At 43.0% G+C, this 21,443-nt stretch carries 21 protein-coding genes and 1 riboswitch; of the genes, 16 read left to right on the forward strand and 5 right to left on the reverse strand.

The window, feature by feature from the left end; translation table 11 throughout:
* Nucleotides 1-4: 4 nt before the first annotated feature.
* Together B5354_RS04705 and B5354_RS04710 are read left to right on the forward strand one after the other, a co-directional pair.
* Nucleotides 5-1,357 (forward strand): GntP family permease, encoded by a 1,353-nt coding sequence (locus B5354_RS04705; RefSeq protein ID WP_079526369.1) that lies wholly within the window; start codon nt 5-7, stop codon nt 1,355-1,357.
* 198 nt (nt 1,358-1,555) lie between these two features.
* Nucleotides 1,556-2,380: a YihY/virulence factor BrkB family protein gene (locus B5354_RS04710; RefSeq protein ID WP_079526371.1), complete on the forward strand. Its 825-nt coding sequence runs from the start codon at nt 1,556-1,558 to the stop codon at nt 2,378-2,380.
* A gap of 148 nt (nt 2,381-2,528) precedes the next feature.
* Here the strand turns inward: B5354_RS04710 and B5354_RS04715 are convergent, their stop codons facing one another.
* The 4 genes from B5354_RS04715 to B5354_RS04730 form a co-directional block, all read right to left on the reverse strand.
* The gene (locus B5354_RS04715; RefSeq protein WP_079526373.1) at nt 2,529-3,014 is read right to left on the reverse strand and encodes a DinB family protein; all 486 of its coding nucleotides are present in this window, start codon (nt 3,012-3,014) and stop codon (nt 2,529-2,531) included.
* Nucleotides 3,015-3,187: 173 nt separating this feature from the next.
* The gene (locus B5354_RS04720; RefSeq protein WP_079526374.1) at nt 3,188-4,165 is read right to left on the reverse strand and encodes a bile acid:sodium symporter family protein; all 978 of its coding nucleotides are present in this window, start codon (nt 4,163-4,165) and stop codon (nt 3,188-3,190) included.
* A gap of 172 nt (nt 4,166-4,337) precedes the next feature.
* Entirely contained in the window at nt 4,338-5,228 is an 891-nt protein-coding gene (locus tag B5354_RS04725; RefSeq protein WP_079526376.1) for a phosphotransferase family protein, read from the reverse strand.
* 61 nt (nt 5,229-5,289) lie between these two features.
* Nucleotides 5,290-6,543 carry a dicarboxylate/amino acid:cation symporter gene (locus B5354_RS04730; protein ID WP_079526378.1) on the reverse strand — a complete coding sequence of 418 codons (1,254 nt, stop codon included), beginning with the start codon at nt 6,541-6,543 and terminating at the stop codon, nt 5,290-5,292.
* Between the two features lie 580 nt (nt 6,544-7,123).
* Between B5354_RS04730 and B5354_RS04735 the strand changes: the two genes are divergently transcribed.
* From B5354_RS04735 to B5354_RS04745, 3 genes are all read left to right on the forward strand, one after another.
* Nucleotides 7,124-7,537 (forward strand): HIT family protein, encoded by a 414-nt coding sequence (locus B5354_RS04735; protein ID WP_079526380.1) that lies wholly within the window; start codon nt 7,124-7,126, stop codon nt 7,535-7,537.
* Nucleotides 7,538-7,928: 391 nt separating this feature from the next.
* On the forward strand, nt 7,929-8,357 hold the full coding sequence (locus tag B5354_RS04740; RefSeq protein ID WP_245804705.1) for a GNAT family N-acetyltransferase: 429 nt from the start codon (nt 7,929-7,931) through the stop codon (nt 8,355-8,357).
* Nucleotides 8,358-8,405: 48 nt separating this feature from the next.
* Nucleotides 8,406-8,861: an NUDIX hydrolase gene (locus B5354_RS04745; protein WP_079526382.1), complete on the forward strand. Its 456-nt coding sequence runs from the start codon at nt 8,406-8,408 to the stop codon at nt 8,859-8,861.
* A 61-nt stretch (nt 8,862-8,922) separates the two neighbouring features.
* Here the strand turns inward: B5354_RS04745 and B5354_RS04750 are convergent, their stop codons facing one another.
* A complete protein-coding gene (locus tag B5354_RS04750; RefSeq protein ID WP_079526793.1) occupies nt 8,923-9,372 on the reverse strand; it encodes an Lrp/AsnC family transcriptional regulator in 450 nt (149 codons plus the stop codon).
* Between the two features lie 357 nt (nt 9,373-9,729).
* Between B5354_RS04750 and nikB the strand changes: the two genes are divergently transcribed.
* The 11 genes from nikB (at nt 9,730) to eutH (ending at nt 21,190) form a co-directional block, all read left to right on the forward strand.
* Nucleotides 9,730-10,671, forward strand: a complete 942-nt coding sequence (nikB, locus tag B5354_RS04755; protein WP_079526383.1) for a nickel ABC transporter permease — start codon at nt 9,730-9,732, stop codon at nt 10,669-10,671.
* 18 nt (nt 10,672-10,689) lie between these two features.
* Nucleotides 10,690-11,598, forward strand: a complete 909-nt coding sequence (locus B5354_RS04760) for an ABC transporter permease (RefSeq protein WP_079526385.1) — start codon at nt 10,690-10,692, stop codon at nt 11,596-11,598.
* 17 nt (nt 11,599-11,615) lie between these two features.
* Entirely contained in the window at nt 11,616-13,157 is a 1,542-nt protein-coding gene (locus B5354_RS04765; RefSeq protein WP_079526387.1) for a glutathione ABC transporter substrate-binding protein, read from the forward strand.
* 10 nt (nt 13,158-13,167) lie between these two features.
* On the forward strand, nt 13,168-14,169 hold the full coding sequence (locus B5354_RS04770) for an ABC transporter ATP-binding protein (RefSeq protein ID WP_079526389.1): 1,002 nt from the start codon (nt 13,168-13,170) through the stop codon (nt 14,167-14,169).
* Nucleotides 14,141-15,115 carry an ABC transporter ATP-binding protein gene (locus B5354_RS04775; RefSeq protein ID WP_079526390.1) on the forward strand — a complete coding sequence of 325 codons (975 nt, stop codon included), beginning with the start codon at nt 14,141-14,143 and terminating at the stop codon, nt 15,113-15,115. The genes B5354_RS04770 and B5354_RS04775 overlap by 29 nt, the downstream gene beginning before the upstream one ends.
* 75 nt (nt 15,116-15,190) lie before the next feature.
* Entirely contained in the window at nt 15,191-16,795 is a 1,605-nt protein-coding gene (locus tag B5354_RS04780; RefSeq protein ID WP_079526795.1) for a gamma-glutamyltransferase family protein, read from the forward strand.
* Between the two features lie 32 nt (nt 16,796-16,827).
* Nucleotides 16,828-17,415 (forward strand): chromate transporter, encoded by a 588-nt coding sequence (locus tag B5354_RS04785; RefSeq protein ID WP_079526392.1) that lies wholly within the window; start codon nt 16,828-16,830, stop codon nt 17,413-17,415.
* Nucleotides 17,412-17,942 carry a chromate transporter gene (locus tag B5354_RS04790; protein ID WP_079526394.1) on the forward strand — a complete coding sequence of 177 codons (531 nt, stop codon included), beginning with the start codon at nt 17,412-17,414 and terminating at the stop codon, nt 17,940-17,942. The genes B5354_RS04785 and B5354_RS04790 overlap by 4 nt, the downstream gene beginning before the upstream one ends.
* A 359-nt stretch (nt 17,943-18,301) precedes the next feature.
* Nucleotides 18,302-18,994, forward strand: coding sequence for an AIM24 family protein (locus B5354_RS04795; RefSeq protein WP_079526396.1), 693 nt, complete (start codon nt 18,302-18,304; stop codon nt 18,992-18,994).
* A 152-nt stretch (nt 18,995-19,146) separates the two neighbouring features.
* Nucleotides 19,147-19,269, forward strand: a riboswitch (SAM riboswitch).
* A 122-nt stretch (nt 19,270-19,391) separates the two neighbouring features.
* Complete coding sequence (gene msrA / locus B5354_RS04800) at nt 19,392-19,865, forward strand: peptide-methionine (S)-S-oxide reductase MsrA (protein WP_079526398.1); 474 nt, start codon at nt 19,392-19,394, stop codon at nt 19,863-19,865.
* A 164-nt stretch (nt 19,866-20,029) separates the two neighbouring features.
* Nucleotides 20,030-21,190, forward strand: a complete 1,161-nt coding sequence (gene eutH / locus B5354_RS04805) for an ethanolamine utilization protein EutH (protein WP_079526399.1) — start codon at nt 20,030-20,032, stop codon at nt 21,188-21,190.
* The last annotated feature ends 253 nt before the right edge of the window (nt 21,191-21,443 follow it).

The following is a 21,443-nucleotide window of genomic DNA, read 5'->3' on the forward strand; positions in this document are numbered from 1 at the left end:
GAACATGGAAGGATTCGGGCTTGTGCTGGTCATCGTCTTAGGCGTAGTGTTTGTTATCTTAGCGACTGCTAAATTTAATCTTCACCCGTTTTTATCTTTACTTTTTGGTGCGTTTTTTATCGGAATCCTGGCAGGAATGCCTCTGGCTGATGTCGTCGAAGCGATTAATGGCGGTTTCGGCGGACTTATGGGCGGCATCGGACTGGTCATTGTATTTGGAACAATTATTGGTGTTATTTTAGAAAAATCAGGAGCGGCTTTAAGAATGGCGGAAGTTGTGCTTCGGTTCGTGGGCGAAAAAAGACCGCAGCTGGCGATGAGCCTAATCGGCAGTATTGTCAGTGTCCCGGTATTTTGTGACTCTGGGTATGTTATTTTATCGTCACTAAAGAAAGCGCTTGCGAAAAAGACAGGTGTCACGGTTGCTTCCATGGCCATCGCTCTATCTACTGGCTTATTTGCGACACACACTCTCGTACCGCCCACCCCCGGTCCCATAGCAGCAGCGGGAAACATTGGGGCGGAAGATTATTTAGGGACCGTGATTTTGTTCGGCTTAATTGTGTCGATTCCAGCGATCATTACTGGTTATATTTGGGCCATGAAAGCCGGCACGAAAATTCAAATTGAAGACCATGAAGAAGACTATGATTACGATGAAATTATCAAAGGCTTCGGTGAAATGCCATCCACCTTTAAGTCATTTGCTCCAATTATTGTGCCGATTCTATTAATCGGTTTTAGTTCCGTTATTACTTTTGCCGGATGGTCAGGAAATCTGTTTGATTTCTTCCTGTTTCTCGGGTCTCCGGTCGTAGCGTTACTTGTCGGAGTGCTTTTTGCCTTTCTGCTGCTGCCAAAGTTTGACCAGGAAACACTGACGGACTGGGTAGGAGTAGGATTGAAAGATGCTGCACCGATTTTATTAATTACGGGAGCCGGTGGGGCGTTCGGTTCGGTAATCAGTTCAACTAGTATTGCTGATTTAATTAAAGGTCTAGCAGGAAGTGAACTATTTACAGGGGCTCTATTTATCTTCATCCCATTTATCATTGCCGCAGCGCTAAAGAGTGCTCAAGGTTCGTCGACGGCTGCTATTGTCATCACATCCACCTTGATCGCGCCGTTGCTGCCCCAGCTGGGAGTCGAAGGGGCTGTTCCGTTATCCCTCGTCGTTATGGCGATCGGGGCAGGGGCAATGTGTGTTTCCCATGTCAATGACAGTTACTTCTGGGTCGTGAAGGAGTTTAGCGGCATGTCGATTACACAGGCATATAGAGCACAGACTATGGGGACCCTTCTCCAAGGAATTGTTGCCATCGTGGTTACTTCGATCTTATGGTTTGTTTTTGTATAAAACGTATAGCTATACCTCCCTAACGTTTACTAATAGAGTATTAATCAAAGGCCAGAGAGAGGAATTTCACATCCTGTCTCTGGCCTTATTGCTTACAAAATGGATGTGTCAGCATCTTCTCCTCAAACAGATAAAGAGAATATCGTGCTTGGAAATGAATACAGTTTGTACAAGAGGGATTAAATTGAGGGGATTAAGATGACACAATATAAAACGGGATTTATTAAGGAGCTAATCGAACGTTCTATACACGATAAAGTGTTTGATATGGCTGCACAACTGGCCTATTATTTACTGCTTGCATTGCTTCCTTTCTTAATTTTAATGTTCAGTTTGCTAAGCTTTCTGCCTATTTCCGTTCAATCCGTTTTAAACTTGGTCAAGCCGTTTGCACCACAAGGTTCAATGCAGTTGATTGAGAATAACCTTTATCATGTGCTTGAAGTAACGAGGGGTGACTTATTATCACTGAGTATGGTGATGACAGTTTGGTTATCTGCTTTAGGAACCAACGCCCTGATCCGTACATTAAACAGTGCTTATCGGGTGGAAGAAAACAGGTCTGTTATCAAGTCATTACTAGTAGCCATTATGCTTACAGTCGGAATGATTGTCGGTGTTATCATTTCTTTATTGCTATCCGTGTTTGGGAGAGCGATCGGGTTATATATTTTTAACCACGCTGGGCTATCGACTATCTTTTTACCTGACTGGAATGTATTGCGGTGGACGCTAAGCTTTTTTATTTTAATCGTACTATTTGCCTGCTTATATTTTGTGGCTCCAAATGAGAAACTGCGGCTGAGAGATATTATTCCGGGGACGCTATTTGCCACGATTGGGTGGCAGCTGGCATCGCTTGGTTTTTCGTATTATGTAGGGGTCAGCAATTATTCACTCATCTATGGAAATCTTGGGACCATCGTTGTTCTGATGGTTTGGTTTTATTTATCTTCCTTGTTGATCCTTCTCGGCGGTGAAATCAATGCCATAGTCAAAAGTGGCAAGATAAGAACAATGTAACACGAGATTGCTGAGAGATTTCATGCAATTATAGTCAAAAAATATGCACTTCACCTTGCTCGAGACCATAAACTTGTAACCGAAACCTGATTAACAAATTTTTTGAGAAAGAAAGACCGTGCGAATGAAGCTGCACGGTCTTGTTTGATTAGGATATATTTTGTTTAACCTCTTTCATTTGATCCAGGTGACGCAGTTCGTGCCAGCCAATAAATTCTACCCATTGAACCAGGTTCATCTCGCCAAAGATAGGATGCGGGAAAGCACGGTTTTTCAAAATTTCTTCCTCTTTATTGTGGACCAAAAACATTGTGGCTTCCCTGCTTTTCTCCAATCCTTTCTTGGCATCCTCTAGGGTATTGAGCTCTCCTTTTGGCTGAACAGCTTCAGGTGCAGGGACCTTTTGGCTGCGATTCGTCGTTTGTTGGACAGGTTTCTCGCTAACTTGTTGTTCGTCGCCTTCTTTTAAAGACTTTCCGATCTGATAAACAACAAGCTGTTCCATTAAGTATAGATGCTCCAGTACTTCAAGAATCGACCAGGACTCTTCATTTGGTTTCCTGGATGCTTGCTCATTGGAAATGCTCTCTACGAATTCAAGGACTTCTTGTCTCTTTTCATCTAACCCGTACATTCCATACGTCCTTTCTAACATGAGGATGTATTCATTTTACCATATAAAGGGCAGTTGTTTCTCTAAATTAGCCACACTGCTAGATTTACATTTTGGAATATTTCGGTTCTTATTTTAAACTAGCAGAAGATGGAAAGCCGCCATTCTTATTGCTGAAAAGCGGAACGGTTTTATTATGAAGCAGAAGAAGTAGACTCCTCATCCTGACTGGGACCCTTTTCATGCTTTTCCTGTTGCTTTCGGAAAATCGTAGCAATGATAGGGCCGGAAATATTATGCCATACACTGAAGATCGCACTGGGAACTGCAGCTAACGGGCTAAAGTGGACAGAAGCAAGGGAAGCCCCAAGTCCGGAATTTTGCATCCCCACCTCGATGGAGACTGCGCGCTGTTTTGCAGCAGGCATTTTAAATAATTTACCCATGCCGTAGCCAAGAAGGTATCCGAGCACATTGTGGAGCACAACGATCGCGAATATGGTCACCCCTGTCTCAGCTAGTTGACTTTGGCTGTCACTGATCACCGCAGCTACAATCGCGACAATGGCTGTGACAGAGACGAGAGGTAAGGCTTTTACTCCAGTTTGTACTTTGTTCCCTAGAAGTGCTTTTACCCCAAGTCCAAGCAAAATTGGGACTAAAACAATTTTGACGATGGACATAAACAACGCCCCTGCTGAGACTGGAAGCCACTGACTGGCAAACAACAGTACGAGTACCGGAGTGAGAAGGGGGGCAAGCAAGGTGGAAACCGATGTGATGGATACAGACAAAGCTGTATCGCCTTTAGATAAATACGTCATCACGTTCGATGAGGTTCCCCCGGGACAGCACCCTACTAAAATAACCCCAACCGCTACTTCAGGAGATACAGGCAGGATCGTAACCAGTAAGAAAGCGAGCAAAGGCATGACCGTGAATTGGGCTGCTACGCCAATAGCTACATCCTTGGGCCGGCGAAATACTTCCTGAAAGTCCTGTTTGGATAATGTCAGCCCCATGCCGAACATAATAATTCCTAATAAGGGTACGATGTAGGGAACGATCCACGTAAAACCTGAAGGAAAAACGAAGGATAAGACTGCAAATAACAGTACCCAAATGGCAAATGTGCTCCCCACAAAGCTGCTGATTTTCTCTAATGTTTTCATACTGTTCCTCCTTTTCAAACGAATTATTTTCAGATTATACTATATCTTCAGTTATTTAACTTAGGAAAAATAAGAAAAAAATACAACTAGAAAATAATTGCTGGGTCACAAGGAGGGGAGTAAAGAAGAGCCACCAGCAATAAAGGACCCGGACTCTAACGGCTTTGTGAGACTAGGAATGATCGTGTTTTCGTTTAAGAAACGTAGAGAGGGCAGTTGCCCAGTTAAATTCGAGCTGATGGCGCATCGTGTATAACATGTCATGGAACACAGGCTGTAATCCATAAAATTCACGAACTCGTTTATATATGTGATCCTTGTTTTCATCTGTATCATAATGAGCAAGTATATCTTTAGTAAAACACCCTCCGTATGTCCAATAAAAGCCTCCAAAGTCAAATGCCGGATCGGCCCACATAGCGTCAGTGAAATCGATGACCCCAGTCATAATTTGTTTCTCTTGATCAATCAGCAGGTTAGAGGCTGTTAAATCCCCGTGTACGGTGGTTTTAGAATGCACAGAAGGTGACTGAATAAACTGGCTGAACGTATCGGTGATTTCTGCTCTATATAGATCACTAAAGTATGGAAAGAGCTTCTCTTCTATGGAGGAAAGAAGCTTGGCCCAGTGTGTTGTGGTCAGGGAGTCACTTAACCTTTTGACCAAACTGGGCTGATGTCGTGGGAGACGATGGAGTTTTGTTAAAAAGTCAGCAATCAGCTTTGCATTTGCTGATGTGCAAACATGCGAGGATTTTACACTTGCTAAAGGCTGGCCAGGAATTTTACGATAGGATACTCCTATTAATTCTTGATTTTCATTATACAATGAGGAATACTTTGGGATTTCCAACATAGGATTCGTGTTGTGGAGTGCATGCAGCAGCTCGGCCTCGAGAATTACCTTAGAAGCTACTTCAAGTGTTTTCGGGAAGCGAAATACCGTTTGTTCATTCACTATATATAGATCGTTATCCCATCCGTCAGTATTCTTTTGCAGACTGGTGATAGTTTGCCCGCTTAAATGAGACTGGATAAAGCGGCGTTGCTCTCTAGTGTCCATCGTTATTTTCCCCCTTTTAAAAAGAGCAGACCATTATGGTCTGCTCTGAAGATGTGTATATTTAGTTGCTTACGTGACTAATACCTGTTTCCACGGATTCTTCTGGAAGGCCGTGTTTCTTCTCTGTTTCCGCTACGACAACAGCACAAGCTGCATCACCTGTAATGTTGATAGCTGTACGAGTCATGTCGAGAAGTCGGTCGATACCGATAATCAGTGCAATACCTTCTACTGGAAGGCTTACCTGGTTAAGAACCATGGCCAGCATGATCAGTCCAACACCCGGAACTCCTGCTGTTCCGATACTAGCGAGCACGGCAGTGAGAACGACCATAACTAGTTGAGTAAATCCTAGGTCTGTTCCATAAACCTGTGCAATAAAGATCGTTGCTACCCCTTGCATGATAGCCGTACCATCCATGTTTATCGTTGCGCCTAATGGCTGCACAAAGCCGCTAATCGGTTTAGGGACACCTAAGTTTTCCTGAGCCGTTTTCATAGAAACCGGCAGTGTTGAACTACTGCTTGACGTACTAAATCCTACCGTTGCTGCAGGGAAGAAGCCTTTAAAGAAACGGATCGGATTCATTTTACCGAGTAAGGATACAGCACCACCATAGACAACAAATGCATGGATGAATAATGCGAGTATGACGACAAGCATATAGGCTGCCATCGCTTTGGCCCCATCAAGCCCCATTTCACCGATGGCAGAAGCTAGTAACCCGAAGGCACCATATGGAGCGAATCGCATAATTAAGTTAACAAGGAACATCATAATTTCATTACCTTGTTCAATGACTTTCGTTACACCTTCAACCTTTTTACCAAGCATTGTTAACGCAAATCCAATAAAAATGGAAAAGGCAATAATTTGCAGCATATTCCCTTCGGCCATCGCCTGAATAGGGTTAGTAGGGATTATCCCTGTGAATGTTTCGACAACGGATGGGGCCTGCTGACTTTCGTATTCGGCACCAGAAGTATCAATTCCTGAATTTCCAGGTTCAAACAGATAAGCCAGCCCAATAGCAATGGAAATGGCGATCGTTGTAGTGACAAGGAAAAAAGCAATTGTTTTCGTTCCAATTCGCCCTAGTTTCTTAGGGTCTCCTAATGAAGCCACTCCTAGAGTGATCGAGAAAAACACGATAGGCACGACTAACATCTTAATTAAGTTTAGAAAAATCGTTCCTAGTGGACTGAATATATAAGCATCTAACGTATCAAATAAATCCGGTGCTAAAAAGTGTAAAACTAGACCGACGACAGCACCTAGAGCAAGTCCGATTAAAATCTTTGCTGTTAATTTCATACATTTACCCCCTTAGGTATATTATTGAGAGCGTTTACTTAATCAATTATAGTGTCTCTCAGCTGGTGGTATGCGTCATGGAGTTAAGTTAATCTATTGTTTTAAAGAAGCTTATATGTCGGTGACACCTAACAGGAATAACCGTAAGCGTGTTTGCAAAGGCTTGGCAGCTTCTGCGGAGAGGAGAAGCTGCCAAGTTATTATAAGGATTTATCACGGCAGGAATATTGTATAGTTGGTGGTGATCATGCTTTGTGTAAATAATAATAAAACATCTTCAAATTAACTCACTCAGCCGCCCGGCGCAAGCTTCTAATAAAACAAGAAAACTCGCTCAAACGGCTCGACGACACTTTCCCTTAATTATAAACTATCACAATTATGTGTTCACATAAAGACAAAAAATTTTCCAAAATCACATAACTCCTATTAAATCAGCATTTTTCGATAGATTTCCCGAAAAAACGATAGAATTTGCCCCTTTAAATAGATAAAATTGGTTTTTTTCTGATTAATTATAGAATCGTTTGCTTGAAAGTGAGAAAATTACAGGATAGAACGGGAAGGAGATTTGGTACATATGAATAGCGACTGTCCATTTTGTCACATTGATCAAGACCCAGAGCAACAGGTTGTTTTTGAAAATGCCACCTGCTACTTTATTCAAAAGTCTTCTGAACAGGAAATTCTAGAGGGGAGCGGAGTGATTGTCCCTAAGACTCATACTCAGACCGTGTTCGATTTATCATCGGAACAGTGGAGGGATTCACAAGAATTGCTGAAAAAAACAAAGGATTATTTGGATCGCATCTATTCTCCAGATGGATACAGTGTCGGATGGAACACCGGGGAGGTCGGCGGTCAGTCGATTCCTCATGCTCATTTGCACGTGATTCCAAGGTATAAAGATGAACCATATGCGGGTAAAGGGATCCGGTACTGGATTAAACAACCCAGTAATTCACGCCAATACACAAAGCAGATGAGATCGTAATAAAATTTGAGCAGTCATGAAGAATGACCTTTTGAGAGAAGGACGAAAGCTTGGATGTAAAGGGGAGATTTCTACTTATACCTCTGTTTTTGTAAGGTAGTCAAATAGCCTCATGTTCCTCGATTTTATCTTCCAATTAAGGGAGAAAGTAGTGTCTTGTCGTCTAAAGCTGATAAAAAATCGGAAGATTATGAAATGGATTGCAAGATTCGCTTTTTTTCTACAAGTGATCTTTTGTAAAATGTAATAGTGATTTATAAAATTGGTTTTCTATATGAATGAATACTCACTCACAGGAAGGAATGAATAATATTCGATATTAAAACGATCTATAAATGAAGGTGGAATCAGAAAGGTTTATGTAAATTGAGGTGACAGGTTGAAATACAAGGTGAAGTTAGAAATGGAGCGAAACAGTAAGTTTCAGGAGTACCTTCATCATAAGATTATGGAGTACAACGAAGATTTTTCTTTGCATCATAGTCTTGCTAGACGCCGAAGCTCAGCCCAGCCAATCAATATGATCGTAACAAATATAGACAACAGATGGGTAGGAGGAATGTCTGCGGAACTATATTCAAGCTGGCTTGAAATCATAGATTTGTGGTTTAGCAGATCATTTCGAGGAATAGGTATTGGAACAGAGTTACTTCATAAGGCAGAGTCTATGGCTAGAAAAAGAGGAGCTGAATACTCTATGTTAACCACATTCGATTTTCAAGCGAAATCTTTTTATGAAGCAAAGGGGTACAAAGTTGTTGGTGAATTAAAAGATCATCCCCCGGGGTCAAGTTTTTATACGTTGACTAAAAGTCTATAAAGATGTATAAACACACCATATCTTTTTTAAACGTTGGGAGACTGGATTATGGGGTATGTGGAAGATCTAAGAAGAATTGTTGGGCACCGGCCGCTCATTTTGACAGGGGCTGTTGTGATCATCGTAAATCGAGAAGGCAAAATTCTCCTTCAACAGCGGCAATTTCCTAAAGATGTATGGGGGCTGCCCGGAGGCCTGATGGAGCTCGGGGAATCTACGGAGGAGGCAGCGAAAAGAGAAGTGTTTGAAGAAACTCGGCTTCAGGTGTGTGATTTAGAGTTAATGGATATCTATTCGGGGTCCGATTTTTTTGTTGTGGCCCAAAATGGTGATGAATATTATTCGGTAACTACGGTCTATACAACTTCTTCCTATACAGGCTGCTTAAGGGCCGATCCTGAAGAGTCGATACAGTGTGCTTTCGCAGATCCTGTGAATTTGCCGGAAAATATGGTTAGAAATCATCGATTCATGATTGAGGAATATGTAAAGAGGAAAACTTAATATGAAATCTGATTGGGTACAGCTAAAGAAAAGGACAAGAACTGAAAAAGTTCTTGTCCTTTTATAATTTTAAGCCGCTTCTGCTTTTAAATCGGCGCAGCAGTGTATGGCTTTCAACTCGCGTAATTCCTTCGAGAGCATAGAGCTCATTATTTATAAACGACTCCAGTTCTTTGAAGTCTTTGACCAGTACATGCATGTGAAGCGTGCTTGGCCCTGTCATTTGATAGCAGCTGGCTACATAAGGGTTGTTTGCTAAATTCTCAGCTACCTCCACAAGTGAACGCGGTTCACAATCCACTTCGAAAAATGCAGAAACTTTTTTTCCTACCTTTTCACTATTCACAACCGCTGTGAATCTTTCAATCACACCATGCTCAATCAGCTGATTTACCCTCGAACGGACGGCTACGCGTGAGAGCCCGAGAGTTTTTCCTATATCGGCATAAGACTGCCGGCCATCTTCTATTAACAGTTCAAGGATACGTTTGTCTGTGTCATCAATTTTTATTTTTAACTCATCTTCCATAGACACCCACCTAACAGGAGTAGTAAATCATTTTAACTAGATTGGTTGTATTTTTTTCCATTATGACAACTTCACGTAAAAATCGTAGCATGAAGCACCTTTTCTTTCAAACGATATTTGAAATATGGGAAAAAATAAAAAAATCTGAATTTTTAACGAAAAAGGGTTTTAAAATTTCAAAAATTCCCTTATAATCAACAACAACATAATACGATTGTTAATTATATTAACCTATTGATTAACGATTGTAAATTATAAGTAGGTGATTTTATTTGAAAGTAAAATAAACTTGTTGTAATCCTTTCGAGGTAACTTTACTTAAAAAGGAGGAGGGGGAAAATGGTTGGTTTAATAGTAAAACGCTTCTTACAGTTGTTACTTCTGCTCTTTGGCATTTCGTTTCTCGTTTTTATGAGCATGCACATCGCACCTGGTGATCCAGCAACGGTCATAGGCGGTCCAACGGCAACAGAATCAGATCTTGAAGCCATTCGAGAAGAATTAGGGTTGAACCGTCCGGTGCTCGTGCAATATGTCGATTACATAAGAGGTGTTGTACAAGGGGATCTGGGTTACTCATTCCAAAACAATCAATCTGTAACAGAAGCGATCATGACACGGTTCCCGCAAACGTTAAATTTGGCGGTGGCCAGTATGATTGTAGCTATATTAATTGGCGTGCCGGCAGGGATTATTTCAGCTATTAAACAGAATTCCTGGTTTGACTTTTCAAGTACTACCATAGCACTTGCTGGTATTTCCATTCCTAACTTCTGGCTAGGGGCCATGCTCATCCTGATTTTCTCTGTACAGCTGCAGTGGCTGCCTGTTGGAGGCTTGAGTGCACCTTTTTGGACAATAGAAGGGATCAAGCAGCTTATCCTTCCAGCGATAACATTGGGAACAGCCTCCGCGGCTATGATTGCAAGAATGAGTAGATCAGCCATGCTTGAAGTGATTCGTGCAGACTACATCCGAACAGCAAAAGCTAAAGGAGTGAAAGCCTGGAGTGTAATCTGGGTGCATGCCCTTAGAAATGCTATGATTCCTGTCATCACAGTGATCGGGTTGAATTTCGGATTTCTACTTGGCGGGACGATCATCACGGAACAAGTATTTGCTATTAATGGTGTAGGCAGGTTAATGATTGATGCAATCGCTGCTCGTGACTTTCCAGTTGTGCAAGGGACCGTGTTATTAGTGGCGACACTATTCGTGGTTGTCAATCTAATTGTAGATATTGTTTACGCCTTAATTGATCCTAGGATCAGCTACGATTAAACGGAAGGAGGTCATGTAATGGCAAGTTCAGAATTAATTGGCCGCAGAGAAGTGAAAACAGAGATTAAGAAACAAAAGAAAGAACGAATGTTAGTCAAGACGACTAAACGCTTGTTGAAAAACAAATTGGCTGTTTTTGGACTTATTATTATTGCTATCCAAGTAATTATGGCTATTTTTGCTCCTCTGTTCGCAGGATATGATCCGGTGGAACAAGATCTTCCGAACGCCCAGCTTGGCATCGGGGCTGAGGGACATTGGCTCGGTACGGATAATTATGGCAGAGATGTTTGGTCACGGCTCGTGTTCGGAGCACGAATCTCGCTTGTTGTCGGTGTGACGTCGGTATCACTCGGTTTAATCGGGGGCGTTATTCTAGGGCTGCTCTCAGGTTACTTTAAAAAACTCGACGGACCGATAATGCGTGTTGTCGATTTATTGTTTGCTTTCCCTGGTATCCTGCTCGCGATGCTCATTATTGCCATGTTAGGTACCAGCTTAGTAAACGTTGTTATTGCTATCAGTATTTGGTCAGTTCCAACGTGTGCCAGAATTGTTCGGGGCAGTGTGCTATCTGTTAAAAAACAGGAATATATCCTGGCAATGAGGTCGCTTGGGGCCAGTAATAAAAGAATATTATTTAAGCACATTCTCCCTAACTGTATGGCACCGATTATCGTATTCGCAACGATGCGAATGGCAACAGCAATATTGTCCACTGCAGCTTTGAGCTTCTTAGGTTTAGGTGCTCAGCCTCCTACACCTGAGTGGGGAGCCATGATTGCAACGGGACAGGATTTTATGTTCACGTCCCCTCATTTAACGATTATCCCGGGAATAGCAATTATGCTCGTTGTATTTGCGTTTAATGTGGTAGGGGATGGCTTGAGAGATGCGCTCGATCCTAATATGGAGCTTGATACTTAAAATGGGAGGTTTTTAATGTGAGGAAACAGAGTGTCCAATGGTTTGTCTTTATTTTGCTAGCGATTGTTACTTTAGCTGGGTGTAGCAGTGATGCTTCAGAGAGTGGAAGTGACAGTGGGTCAGGTGTAAGTCAGGAGCTTACTTATGCCACTACTTCAGATGTTGTAGGTCTATCACCTATTGATACAAATGATTCGGTATCTTCAGCCGTCATTGAACAAGTGTACGAAACCTTATTTGTTAGAGACCCAGAAACTATGGAAATCAAGCCGCGTCTGGCAGAATCCTATGAAACACCTGATGACACAACCTGGGTGATTAAATTAAAAGAAGGTATCAAGTTTCATGATGGAACACCATTTAACGCCGAGGCAGTAAAATACACATTTGATCAGTTTATGAGTGAAGAGAGAGCAGCACCAAGAGCTTCTTTGCTTGAACCTGTTGAATCAGTGGAGGTTCGGGATGAATATACGGTTGTGATTAAGACGAAAGAGCCTTATGGTCCATTACTGGCAGCCCTGTCCCATACGAATGCATCTATAGTAAGTCCAAAGGCAGATAAAGGCGGCGACTTGAACCAAAATCCAGTAGGAACCGGACCGTTCGTTTTTGAAGAGTGGGTGCAAGGCAGCCATGTGACACTTTCTAAAAATGAAGATTATTGGCAAGGGGCCCCTCAGCTTGAGAAGGTGACGATGAAGGTAGTTCCTGAGTACTCCACAGCAGTTTCGATGATGCAGACAGGAGAAGTTCAATTCATTGACGCGATTCCAACTGAACAACTCCCTCGTATCGAGTCACTTAAAGATGTCGAGGTACAAAAGAGAGAAGGAACACCCGTTTACTACTTAGGTTTTAATATGAATAAAGAGCCTTTTAATGACATTAATTTCAGAAAAGCTGTCTCCCACGCGATCAATCGTGAGGCTTATGTGAAACAATTAAACGGGTTGGGAACTAAGAATGAAAGTATTATTGGTCCAAAGGTGTTTGGTTATGATAAAGGTGCATCAGACGCCGGATACAGTTATGACCCTGAAAAGGCTAAACAAATAATTGAAGAAAATGGATTTGAAGGTCAGCAAATAACCTTGTTAGCTGCAAATCGTGAATCTTATATGAAGATGGCTGAAATCGTTCAGGCTCAGTTATCGGAAGTAGGATTAAACGTTGAAATTGAAACAATGGAATGGGGAACGTTCCTGGATACAACAGCAGAAGGAAACTTCCAAATGACTTTCCTTGGCTGGTCTAACAGCACCGCAGATGGAAGTGAACTTCTTTATCCAAACCTGCACTCGGATAACATTGGTTCCTCTAACCGTATGGGCTATAACAACAGTGAGTTTGATAAACTTGTAGATCAGTCACGAGTAACAGTAGACCAGGAAGTAAGAAAACAAAAGTTGATGGAGGCTAATTTAATGGCAATTAAGGATGCTGTCTGGATTCCTATGCATCATGGAGTTGTCACAGCAGCTTACAACAAATCCGTTAAAGGGTTACAGATTGATCCAACAGGACAGTGGTCCCTTTATAATGTCCACATAGAGTAGGGGTGAGACAATGGAACAATTATTAGAAGTAAAGAATTTAGTTACCTCCTTTCGAACAGCTGGGCAAAACGTCCCTGCTGTTCGAGGGGTCTCTTTTTCGGTTGATCGAGGAGAGACGTTGTGCATTGTCGGGGAATCCGGCTGTGGGAAAAGTATTACCACACTATCTGTTATGGGACTGCTCCCGAACAATGGGGAGATCTCGACAGGATCAGTTAAGTTTAATGGAGAAGAGTTGACTGTTAAAAAGAAAGAGGAAATGAGAAGGCTGCGCGGGAATGAGATTTCTATGATATTCCAGGAACCCATGACAGCTTTAAACCCAGTATTCACTGTAGGCTATCAGCTCATGGAACCGCTGAAAATACACACTAAGCTATCAAAGGCAGAGGTGAAGCATAAGGCCATTGACTTATTAAACCAGGTAGGGATTCCGCATCCTGAGAAAAAGTTAAAGCAATACTCTCATGAGCTAAGCGGGGGAATGCGACAGCGAGTCATGATCGCTATTGCCCTTGCCTGCAACCCTTCACTTTTGATTGCAGATGAACCTACAACCGCACTCGATGTAACGATTCAGGCGCAGATTCTGGATTTGATTGATGATCTTAAGGAAGATCTGGGCATGGGGGTTGTGATGGTTACCCATGATATGGGCGTTGTGGCTGAAGTTGCTGATCACGTAATGGTAATGTATGCAGGAAATGTTGTAGAAACGGGAAGCGTCGAAGAAATTTTTACAAATCCTAGTCATCCTTATACGAAAGGGTTGCTTGCGTCTGTGCCAAATGTTGACGATGCCAATCATTCATTAGAAGCGATCCCTGGTTCTTTACCTAACATCAATGAAAAGATTACTGGGTGCAGATTTCATCCCAGGTGTCCATTTGCTACAGACAAGTGCAAGGAAGAAGATCCTCCTCATTTCTCCTTATCAGCGAGTCATCAATCTAAGTGCTGGCTGCAAGAGGAGGTGACCCAGCATGAGTCTCGAAACAAAGCCTTTTCTTGAAGTGAATCAAGTGAAAAAATATTTTCCTATTAAAAGCAGCTTGCTTAAAAAAACAAAGGCCAACGTTCAGGCAGTCGAAAACGTATCCATCGATGTGTTCGAAGGGGAGACTCTCGGAATTGTAGGAGAGTCTGGCTGTGGTAAATCAACTTTAGGTCGTACCATACTTGGCCTGGAGGAACTTACCGGCGGATCGATAAAGCTTCGAGGAGAAGAAATTGGCGGTCTTTCGGAAAAGAAACTGAAGAAGTATAAAAAAGAAATGCAAATGATTTTCCAGGACCCGTATGCTTCTCTTAACCCCCGTCAGCGCATTGGGGATGCCCTTGAAGAAGCCTTTATTATCCACACGGAACTGGGGAAGAAGGACCGTGAACAGAGAGTTCGTGAGCTATTAGTTGAGGTTGGCCTTAAAGAAGAACACGCAGATCGCTATCCTCATGAATTCAGCGGGGGACAAAGGCAGAGAATTGGTATCGCACGAGCCATCTCCTTGAACCCTTCATTGATTGTATGTGATGAAGCGGTGTCTGCCCTTGACGTTTCCGTGCAAGCGCAAGTGATTCAACTGTTAAAAAAGCTGCAAGACAGCCACCAGCTAACTTATTTGTTTATTTCACATGATCTGGGTGTAGTCAGGCATATGTGTGATCGCGTTCTGGTGATGTATTTAGGAGCTACTGCAGAACTGGCATCAGCGGATGAACTTTATGCTAATCCGCTCCATCCCTATACAAAAGCTCTTCTTTCTGCGATTCCAAGGCCAATACCAGGGAAGAAAAAAGACAGGGTTCGTTTAGAAGGGGATCTTCCTAATCCTGCTAATTACCCGACGGGCTGCCCTTTTCATACGCGATGTCCGCTAGCTCATGACCGCTGTCGCGAGGAAAGACCAGAGTGGAGAGAGGTTGAACCAGATCATTTTGTTGCCTGCCACGAAGTGTAAGGCACCAGCATATAGAGCAATTACTGTATATGATATTTTGACAGGAACATAGAGAGGGGCGCGAGAATGGATCAAATGGATTATCTTTATCAACCTTATACAGCAAATCGAGTAGCGACTGTCGCAAGTAAAGGGATGGTCGCTACCTCCCAGCCTTTAGCATCCCAGGCCGGATTGGAAATGTTGAAACAAGGCGGAAATGCCATTGATGCAGCAATTGCTACGGCAGCCACACTAACGGTTGTTGAGCCTACATCGAATGGTATTGGAGGGGATGCTTTTGCACTCGTCTGGACAAAGAATAAATTGCACGGGTTAAATGGGAGTGGTCATGCCCCAGGCGCATTATCTATAGAGGAGCTTAAAAAACGAGGCTATAACGAAATCCCTAAGTTCGGATTTGTGCCTGTAACCGTACCAGGAGTGCCGGGAGCTTGGGCGGAGCTGTCCAAGCGATTCGGTAAGCTGCCTTTTAAAGACGTGCTAGCGCCCGCTATTCAATATGCAGAACAAGGATTTCCGATTTCACCTGTATTAGGGAAGTTTTGGAGAACAGCAGCAGAGAAGTTCAAGGAAACCCTTCAAGGAGAAGAGTTTCAACACTGGTTTGATACGTTTGCCCCTAACGGTCGAGCACCGGAAATTGGTGAGCAGTGGAGTTCCCAGGGGCATGCCAATACACTGAGGAAAATTGCTGAAACGAATGCGGAAGATTTTTACCATGGAGAGCTGGCGGCTAAAATTGACGAGTTTTCCAAAAAGCATGATGGATTCATACGCAAAGAAGACTTGCAAAACTATCAGCCGGAGTGGGTAGAGCCCGTCTCTGTGAATTATCGAGGATATGACGTTTGGGAGATTCCTCCTAATGGTCAGGGAATCGTAGCTTTGTCAGCACTCAATCTTCTGAAAGGCTTTAAAATGGAAGATAAAGAGACAGTCGATACGTATCATAAACAGATTGAAGCGATGAAATTAGCTTTTGCTGATGGGCAAAAGTTTGTAGCTGATCCGCGGCATATGGAATTGGATTATACCGATCTTCTGGATGAAGGGTATGCTAATGAACGCAGAAAGCTTATTACCGAGCAGGCTCTTACTCCTGAGCCGGGGCAGCCTCCAAAAGGCGGTACGGTGTACTTAGCAGCCGCAGATAATGAAGGCAACATGGTTTCTTTTATTCAAAGCAATTATATGGGCTTTGGTTCAGGATTGGTCGTGCCGGGAACTGGCGTTGCCCTGCAAAACCGGGGTCATAACTTTTCATTAGATGAAAATCATGCGAATGCATTAGCGGGAAACAAACGATCTTATCACACGATCATTCCTGGATTTATTACAAAAGGAAACAATCCTGTTGGACCTTTCGGAGTAATGGGAGGATTTATGCAGCCACAAGGCCATGTACAAGTGGCGATGAATACAATTGACTTTCACTTGAATCCGCAGGCTGCCTTGGATGCCCCCCGCTGGCAATGGATGAAAGATAAGACCGTATGGGTAGAGCCGAATTTTCCTGGACATATAGCTGAGGCCTTAGCGAGAAGAGGACATCATATTGAAGTGCAGCTTGAAAAAGGAGCTTTCGGGCGCGGTCAGATTATTTGGCGTGACCTGAAAAATGGTACGTTATTTGGAGGCACCGAATCACGAACAGATGGCACGATATCTGCTTATTAAGGCAATGAAAGGATAGGATATGGTGAGAGGGGATGAGAGTATTGAAACAGCATTGGAATCTCTTCCTTGCTTTTTTTCGAGTAGGTATGCTCGGATATGGCGGCGGTCCCTCCTCAATACCGCTTGTGCATAAAGAGGTTGTAGAAAAGTATAAATGGCTCTCTGATGATGATTTTGCTGACATTTTAGCACTGGCAAACTCACTTCCCGGACCGATTGCGACAAAAATGGCAGGCTATATAGGATTTCGGGTATCAGGTGTTTTAGGTATGTTAAACGCTGTCCTGGCTACGATTATACCGACGATTACCATCATGATCGTGCTGATTACTTCATTAAATAGTTTTAAAGATCAAGCCTGGGTTAGTGGGATGACCAAAGCCGTTGTCCCTGTGGTTGGGGTCATGCTTGCCAAGCTCACCTATGATTTCTTTAAAAAGGCAAAAGTAAATCTGGGGTGGTTGTACACCATTTTGTTAGCGACAGGTTCCCTCATTTTAATAGAGTGGGTTGGAATACATCCTGGAATTCTCATTTTAGTGCTTCTTATATCAGCCTTAGTGCGGCCGATGGGTAAGAATAAAACGCAAACTGCTTTACGTAAGGAGCAATCCTCATGATTTATTGGAAGATTTTTATAGCTTTTTTTATTCCAGGAGTTTTAGGATATGGAGGCGGTCCAGCTTCGATTCCTTTAGTAGAGAACGAGGTAGTGGAGCGCTTTAACTGGATGACCGTCAGCGATTTCAGTGAAATGCTGGCGATGGCGAATGCTTTACCTGGTCCGATTGCAACGAAGATGGCAGGGTTTATCGGCTATCAGCAAGCCGGAATGCTTGGCTCTTTCGTAGGGGTTTTTGCAACGGTGGCTCCTTCCTTAATCTTAATGATTGCGCTGCTGAGTCTCTTGTATAAGTTTAAAGACTCGCCCCGGGTGAAAACCATGACAGCCCTTATTCGGCCAACCATTGCCGTTTTGCTCGGAGTAATAGCGTTTCAGTTCTTCCGTGATTCCTATTTTTCGGCAGGGGCCGTGCAAACTGTTCTCCTGATTGTAGCCAGCTTTCTTTTATTGGAAAAAGTAAAAGTCCATCCCGCCTTTGTTATTTTAGGATCGTTAATTTATGGAGGCATTTTTCTAGGGTGATCCAGAAACATACCATACGATGAAAAAATGAATAGTATAAACGCTGATCATTAGCGTAGTCAAAATGCGTAGACTCCAGCGGGAACAGCACGAGCCAAAGATCCCACAGGAAAGCGCCCTTTGCTTTCCGAGGAAGCTGAGGCCGTGCCCGCGGAAAGCGAAGTGTTTTGACGGAGCGATGGTAGAATTCCTTTCTTGGCACACAAATAATCCGAACTGATTTGGTCGATTATTTTATACTTTATTCGGTTTTGTCCCAACCTCGGGTTTAAACTCAGCAATAGCTTCTTCTCCGAAAACTGAAACTTATCTGTTCTTGATTCGTACCTTAAACAGTACGAAAGAGGAGGACCTTGCATATGAGCAATTATTCACTACAGCAATTCGTTCAGCAAACGAAGCAGGATGAGACAGAGAATGATTATTTTGAGCTGGAAACCCCCCGGATCTTGGAAGTGAATCTAATGGATGAAGTATGGGCGAAGACAGGTTCTATGATTTCTTATAATGGAGCCATTAAATTTACTCGGGAAGGAATCCTTGAACATGGTGTCGGCAAAATGTTCAAGAAGGCCATTTCTGGTGAAGGAAGTTCACTCATGAAGGCGCAAGGGCAAGGACGTTTATATTTAGCTGACCAGGGGAAGAAGATAACGATTTTTGACCTTGCTAACGAGTCAATTACAGTGAATGGCAACGACCTGCTAGCATTCGAACCGAGTATTCAGTGGGATGTTAAATTAATGAAGAAAGTGGCAGGAATGATGTCAGGCGGGTTGTTTAATATTACGATGAAAGGAAGCGGAAGAGTGGCGGTAACTTCACACTACGAACCGCTTACGTTACTCGTCCGGCCTGGAGAATCTGTTATAACTGACCCTAATGCTACGGTAGCCTGGTCGGGACACCTGCAGCCAGAGTTCCGGACAGATATCAGTTTTAAAACATTTCTTGGGCGGGGCAGCGGCGAATCCATCCAGATGGAATTTAAAGGGGAAGGATTTGTCATCGTTCAGCCTTTCGAGGAAGTTTACACAACCGGAAGCAGCTGATGAAGGAATATTATTGATAAATGAATAGAGTTCGTCATGTTCAGCAAGTCTTACACATATATTAAAAAGTAGGAAAAAGTTAAGCCTTCACCCTTTACTTCATTGGTGAATCATTGTATGATGAATAATATCAAAAAAATAATAACGGAAACTTCTTATCCAGAGAGGCGGAGGGACTGGCCCTTTGATGCCCGGCAACCATCGAATCAATCCAATAAGGATTGACGAGAACGGTGCCAATTCCTGTAGGATGGTAACATTCTAAGAGATGAGAGGATCGTACGGAATATTACGACCCCTTTTCTTATACTGGATAAGAAAAGGGGTCTTTTGGTGTATAAACCGTCATACTCTCTTTATAAAGAAGTTCCGAATTAACAGAAAGGGAAGATGAGTTATGGCTACAGCTATTTTTGGTGCAGGATGCTTCTGGGGGGTAGAACCCTTCTTTGAACGATTTGACGGAGTTATCTCAACACGTGTGGGATATACGGGTGGGAATGTCGAGCACCCGACTTATGAGCAGGTAAAAACGGGCACAACAGGTCATGCCGAAGCTGTAAAGATAGAGTATGACCCGGGCGTCCTAACATATGAAGAGCTGGTCAATATCTTTTTTGAAGCTCATGACCCAACAACGGTTAATCAACAAGGGATTGATGTTGGGCATCAGTATCGCTCAGCTATTTTTTACAGCAGCGACCCTGAAAAGAAGATTGCCGATGAGAAAATTCAGCAATGGAATGGGAAGGGAATTTTCAAGCGGCCGATTGTAACAGAAGTTACCCAAGCGGCTGAATTTTATGAGGCTGAAGAGCATCATCAGAAATATTCACAAAAAAATGGATCAGCCGCCTGCAGTATTGGATAATATAGCAAGAGGGAGGGCCTTTCTTTTATAAGGAAGGTTCTTTTTTTTGGAGCATTAGAAGATACTTCCCGTTATCCGCAAAATATGAAAGAATGGAGTGGCGATAGAGGAAGATCATTTCATATCTCATTCAATTTTCTGAACGAAAAGGAGGAAGGATAGCCGTGTGGTTTAATGATGGGCTACTCCTGATCATGACCATCTTTATGGTGATTGGAGCATTAGATTGCTATATTTTACATAACCGCTGGGGTCTCGGACAAAGGTTCTATGAAGCTTTTATGATGATGGGACCACTGGCACTCGCGATGGTAGGGATCATTTCATTGGCGCCTGTCCTTTCAGCGTGGCTGGCTCCGATCATTACACCAGTATACCAATGGCTTGGGGTCGATCCTTCAATGTTTGCTTCAACTATTTTGGCAATTGATATGGGGGCTTATCAGCTTGCTGAATCGCTTGCGGAAAGTGAGGAAGCTGCTGTCTTTTCCTGGGCTTTCCTCGGGACGATGATGGGACCTACATTGGTTTTTACGATTCCGATTGCTTTAACGATGATCAGCAAGCAGGATTATCCTTATTTTGCAAAAGGAATTTTAATTGGCTTGATTACGATTCCTATCGGCTGTCTTGCTGGAGGAGCGGTAGCAGGCTATGACTTGTGGTGGATGGTACGAAACTTGATCCCTACAGTCGTCCTGGCAGTTTGTATTGGATTTGGATTGTGGAAGTTTACACGTGTAACAATTCGATTGTTTGCTAAATTCGGCAGAGCAGTCGAGCTGCTGATTATTAGTGGGCTAGTGCTGATCATTATAGAGACGTTAACAGGCATTTCCATTGTGTCAGGTATGGCACCAATAGAGGAAGGGATAGGGATTGTAGGCCGAATTACAATCATGCTGGCAGGTGCGTATCCGATGGTAACGTTTATTAATCAGCGTGGACAGCGATTGTGGAGAAAATTTAGCCAAAAGCTTGGGATTAATTCTTTGGCTATGACGGGGTTTATTGCATCCCTTGCTCATCATATTCCGATGCTTGCGACGATGAAGGAAATGGACACGCGGGGAAAAGTGATGAACGCAGCGTTTGCAGTCAGCGGGGCGTTTGTGCTTGGCGGCCATATAGGGTTTGTCGCCAGTGTTAATAAAGAGATGATTTTATCTGTGGTTATTGGAAAATTAGTGGCAGGTGTGCTGGCGGGCTGGATTGCCTGGCTGGCAACCAGCCCTGCCGAAGAGATAGAGGATACCTTTTTAAAAAATGAAGATGGCCATAAGGATGATAGCAATCAAAAAAGTTATCCCGTAAATAATAGTTAGAAGGCGGAAGCTCGTGCTTTTTCCATGAGACTGGAGGCTCGCAGCTTCTTCCGCTGAAGAATACCCTTCCGACTCGTACTTGGCAATTGTCTGGTTGACGTTCCTTCCCACGTACAGCGTCCCTACGAGTGCTATGATACTCACTAAAATGATGACAGCCATTAAGATCGAGAACATGATGACCACCACTCCTTTGTTTATTATACTTCTATTATACCTTATCTTCGGGATTTGTAATCCAGTCATATATTTA

The organism is Halobacillus hunanensis, assembly GCF_900166655.1.
GTDB lineage: Bacteria > Bacillota > Bacilli > Bacillales > Halobacillaceae > Halobacillus_A > Halobacillus_A hunanensis.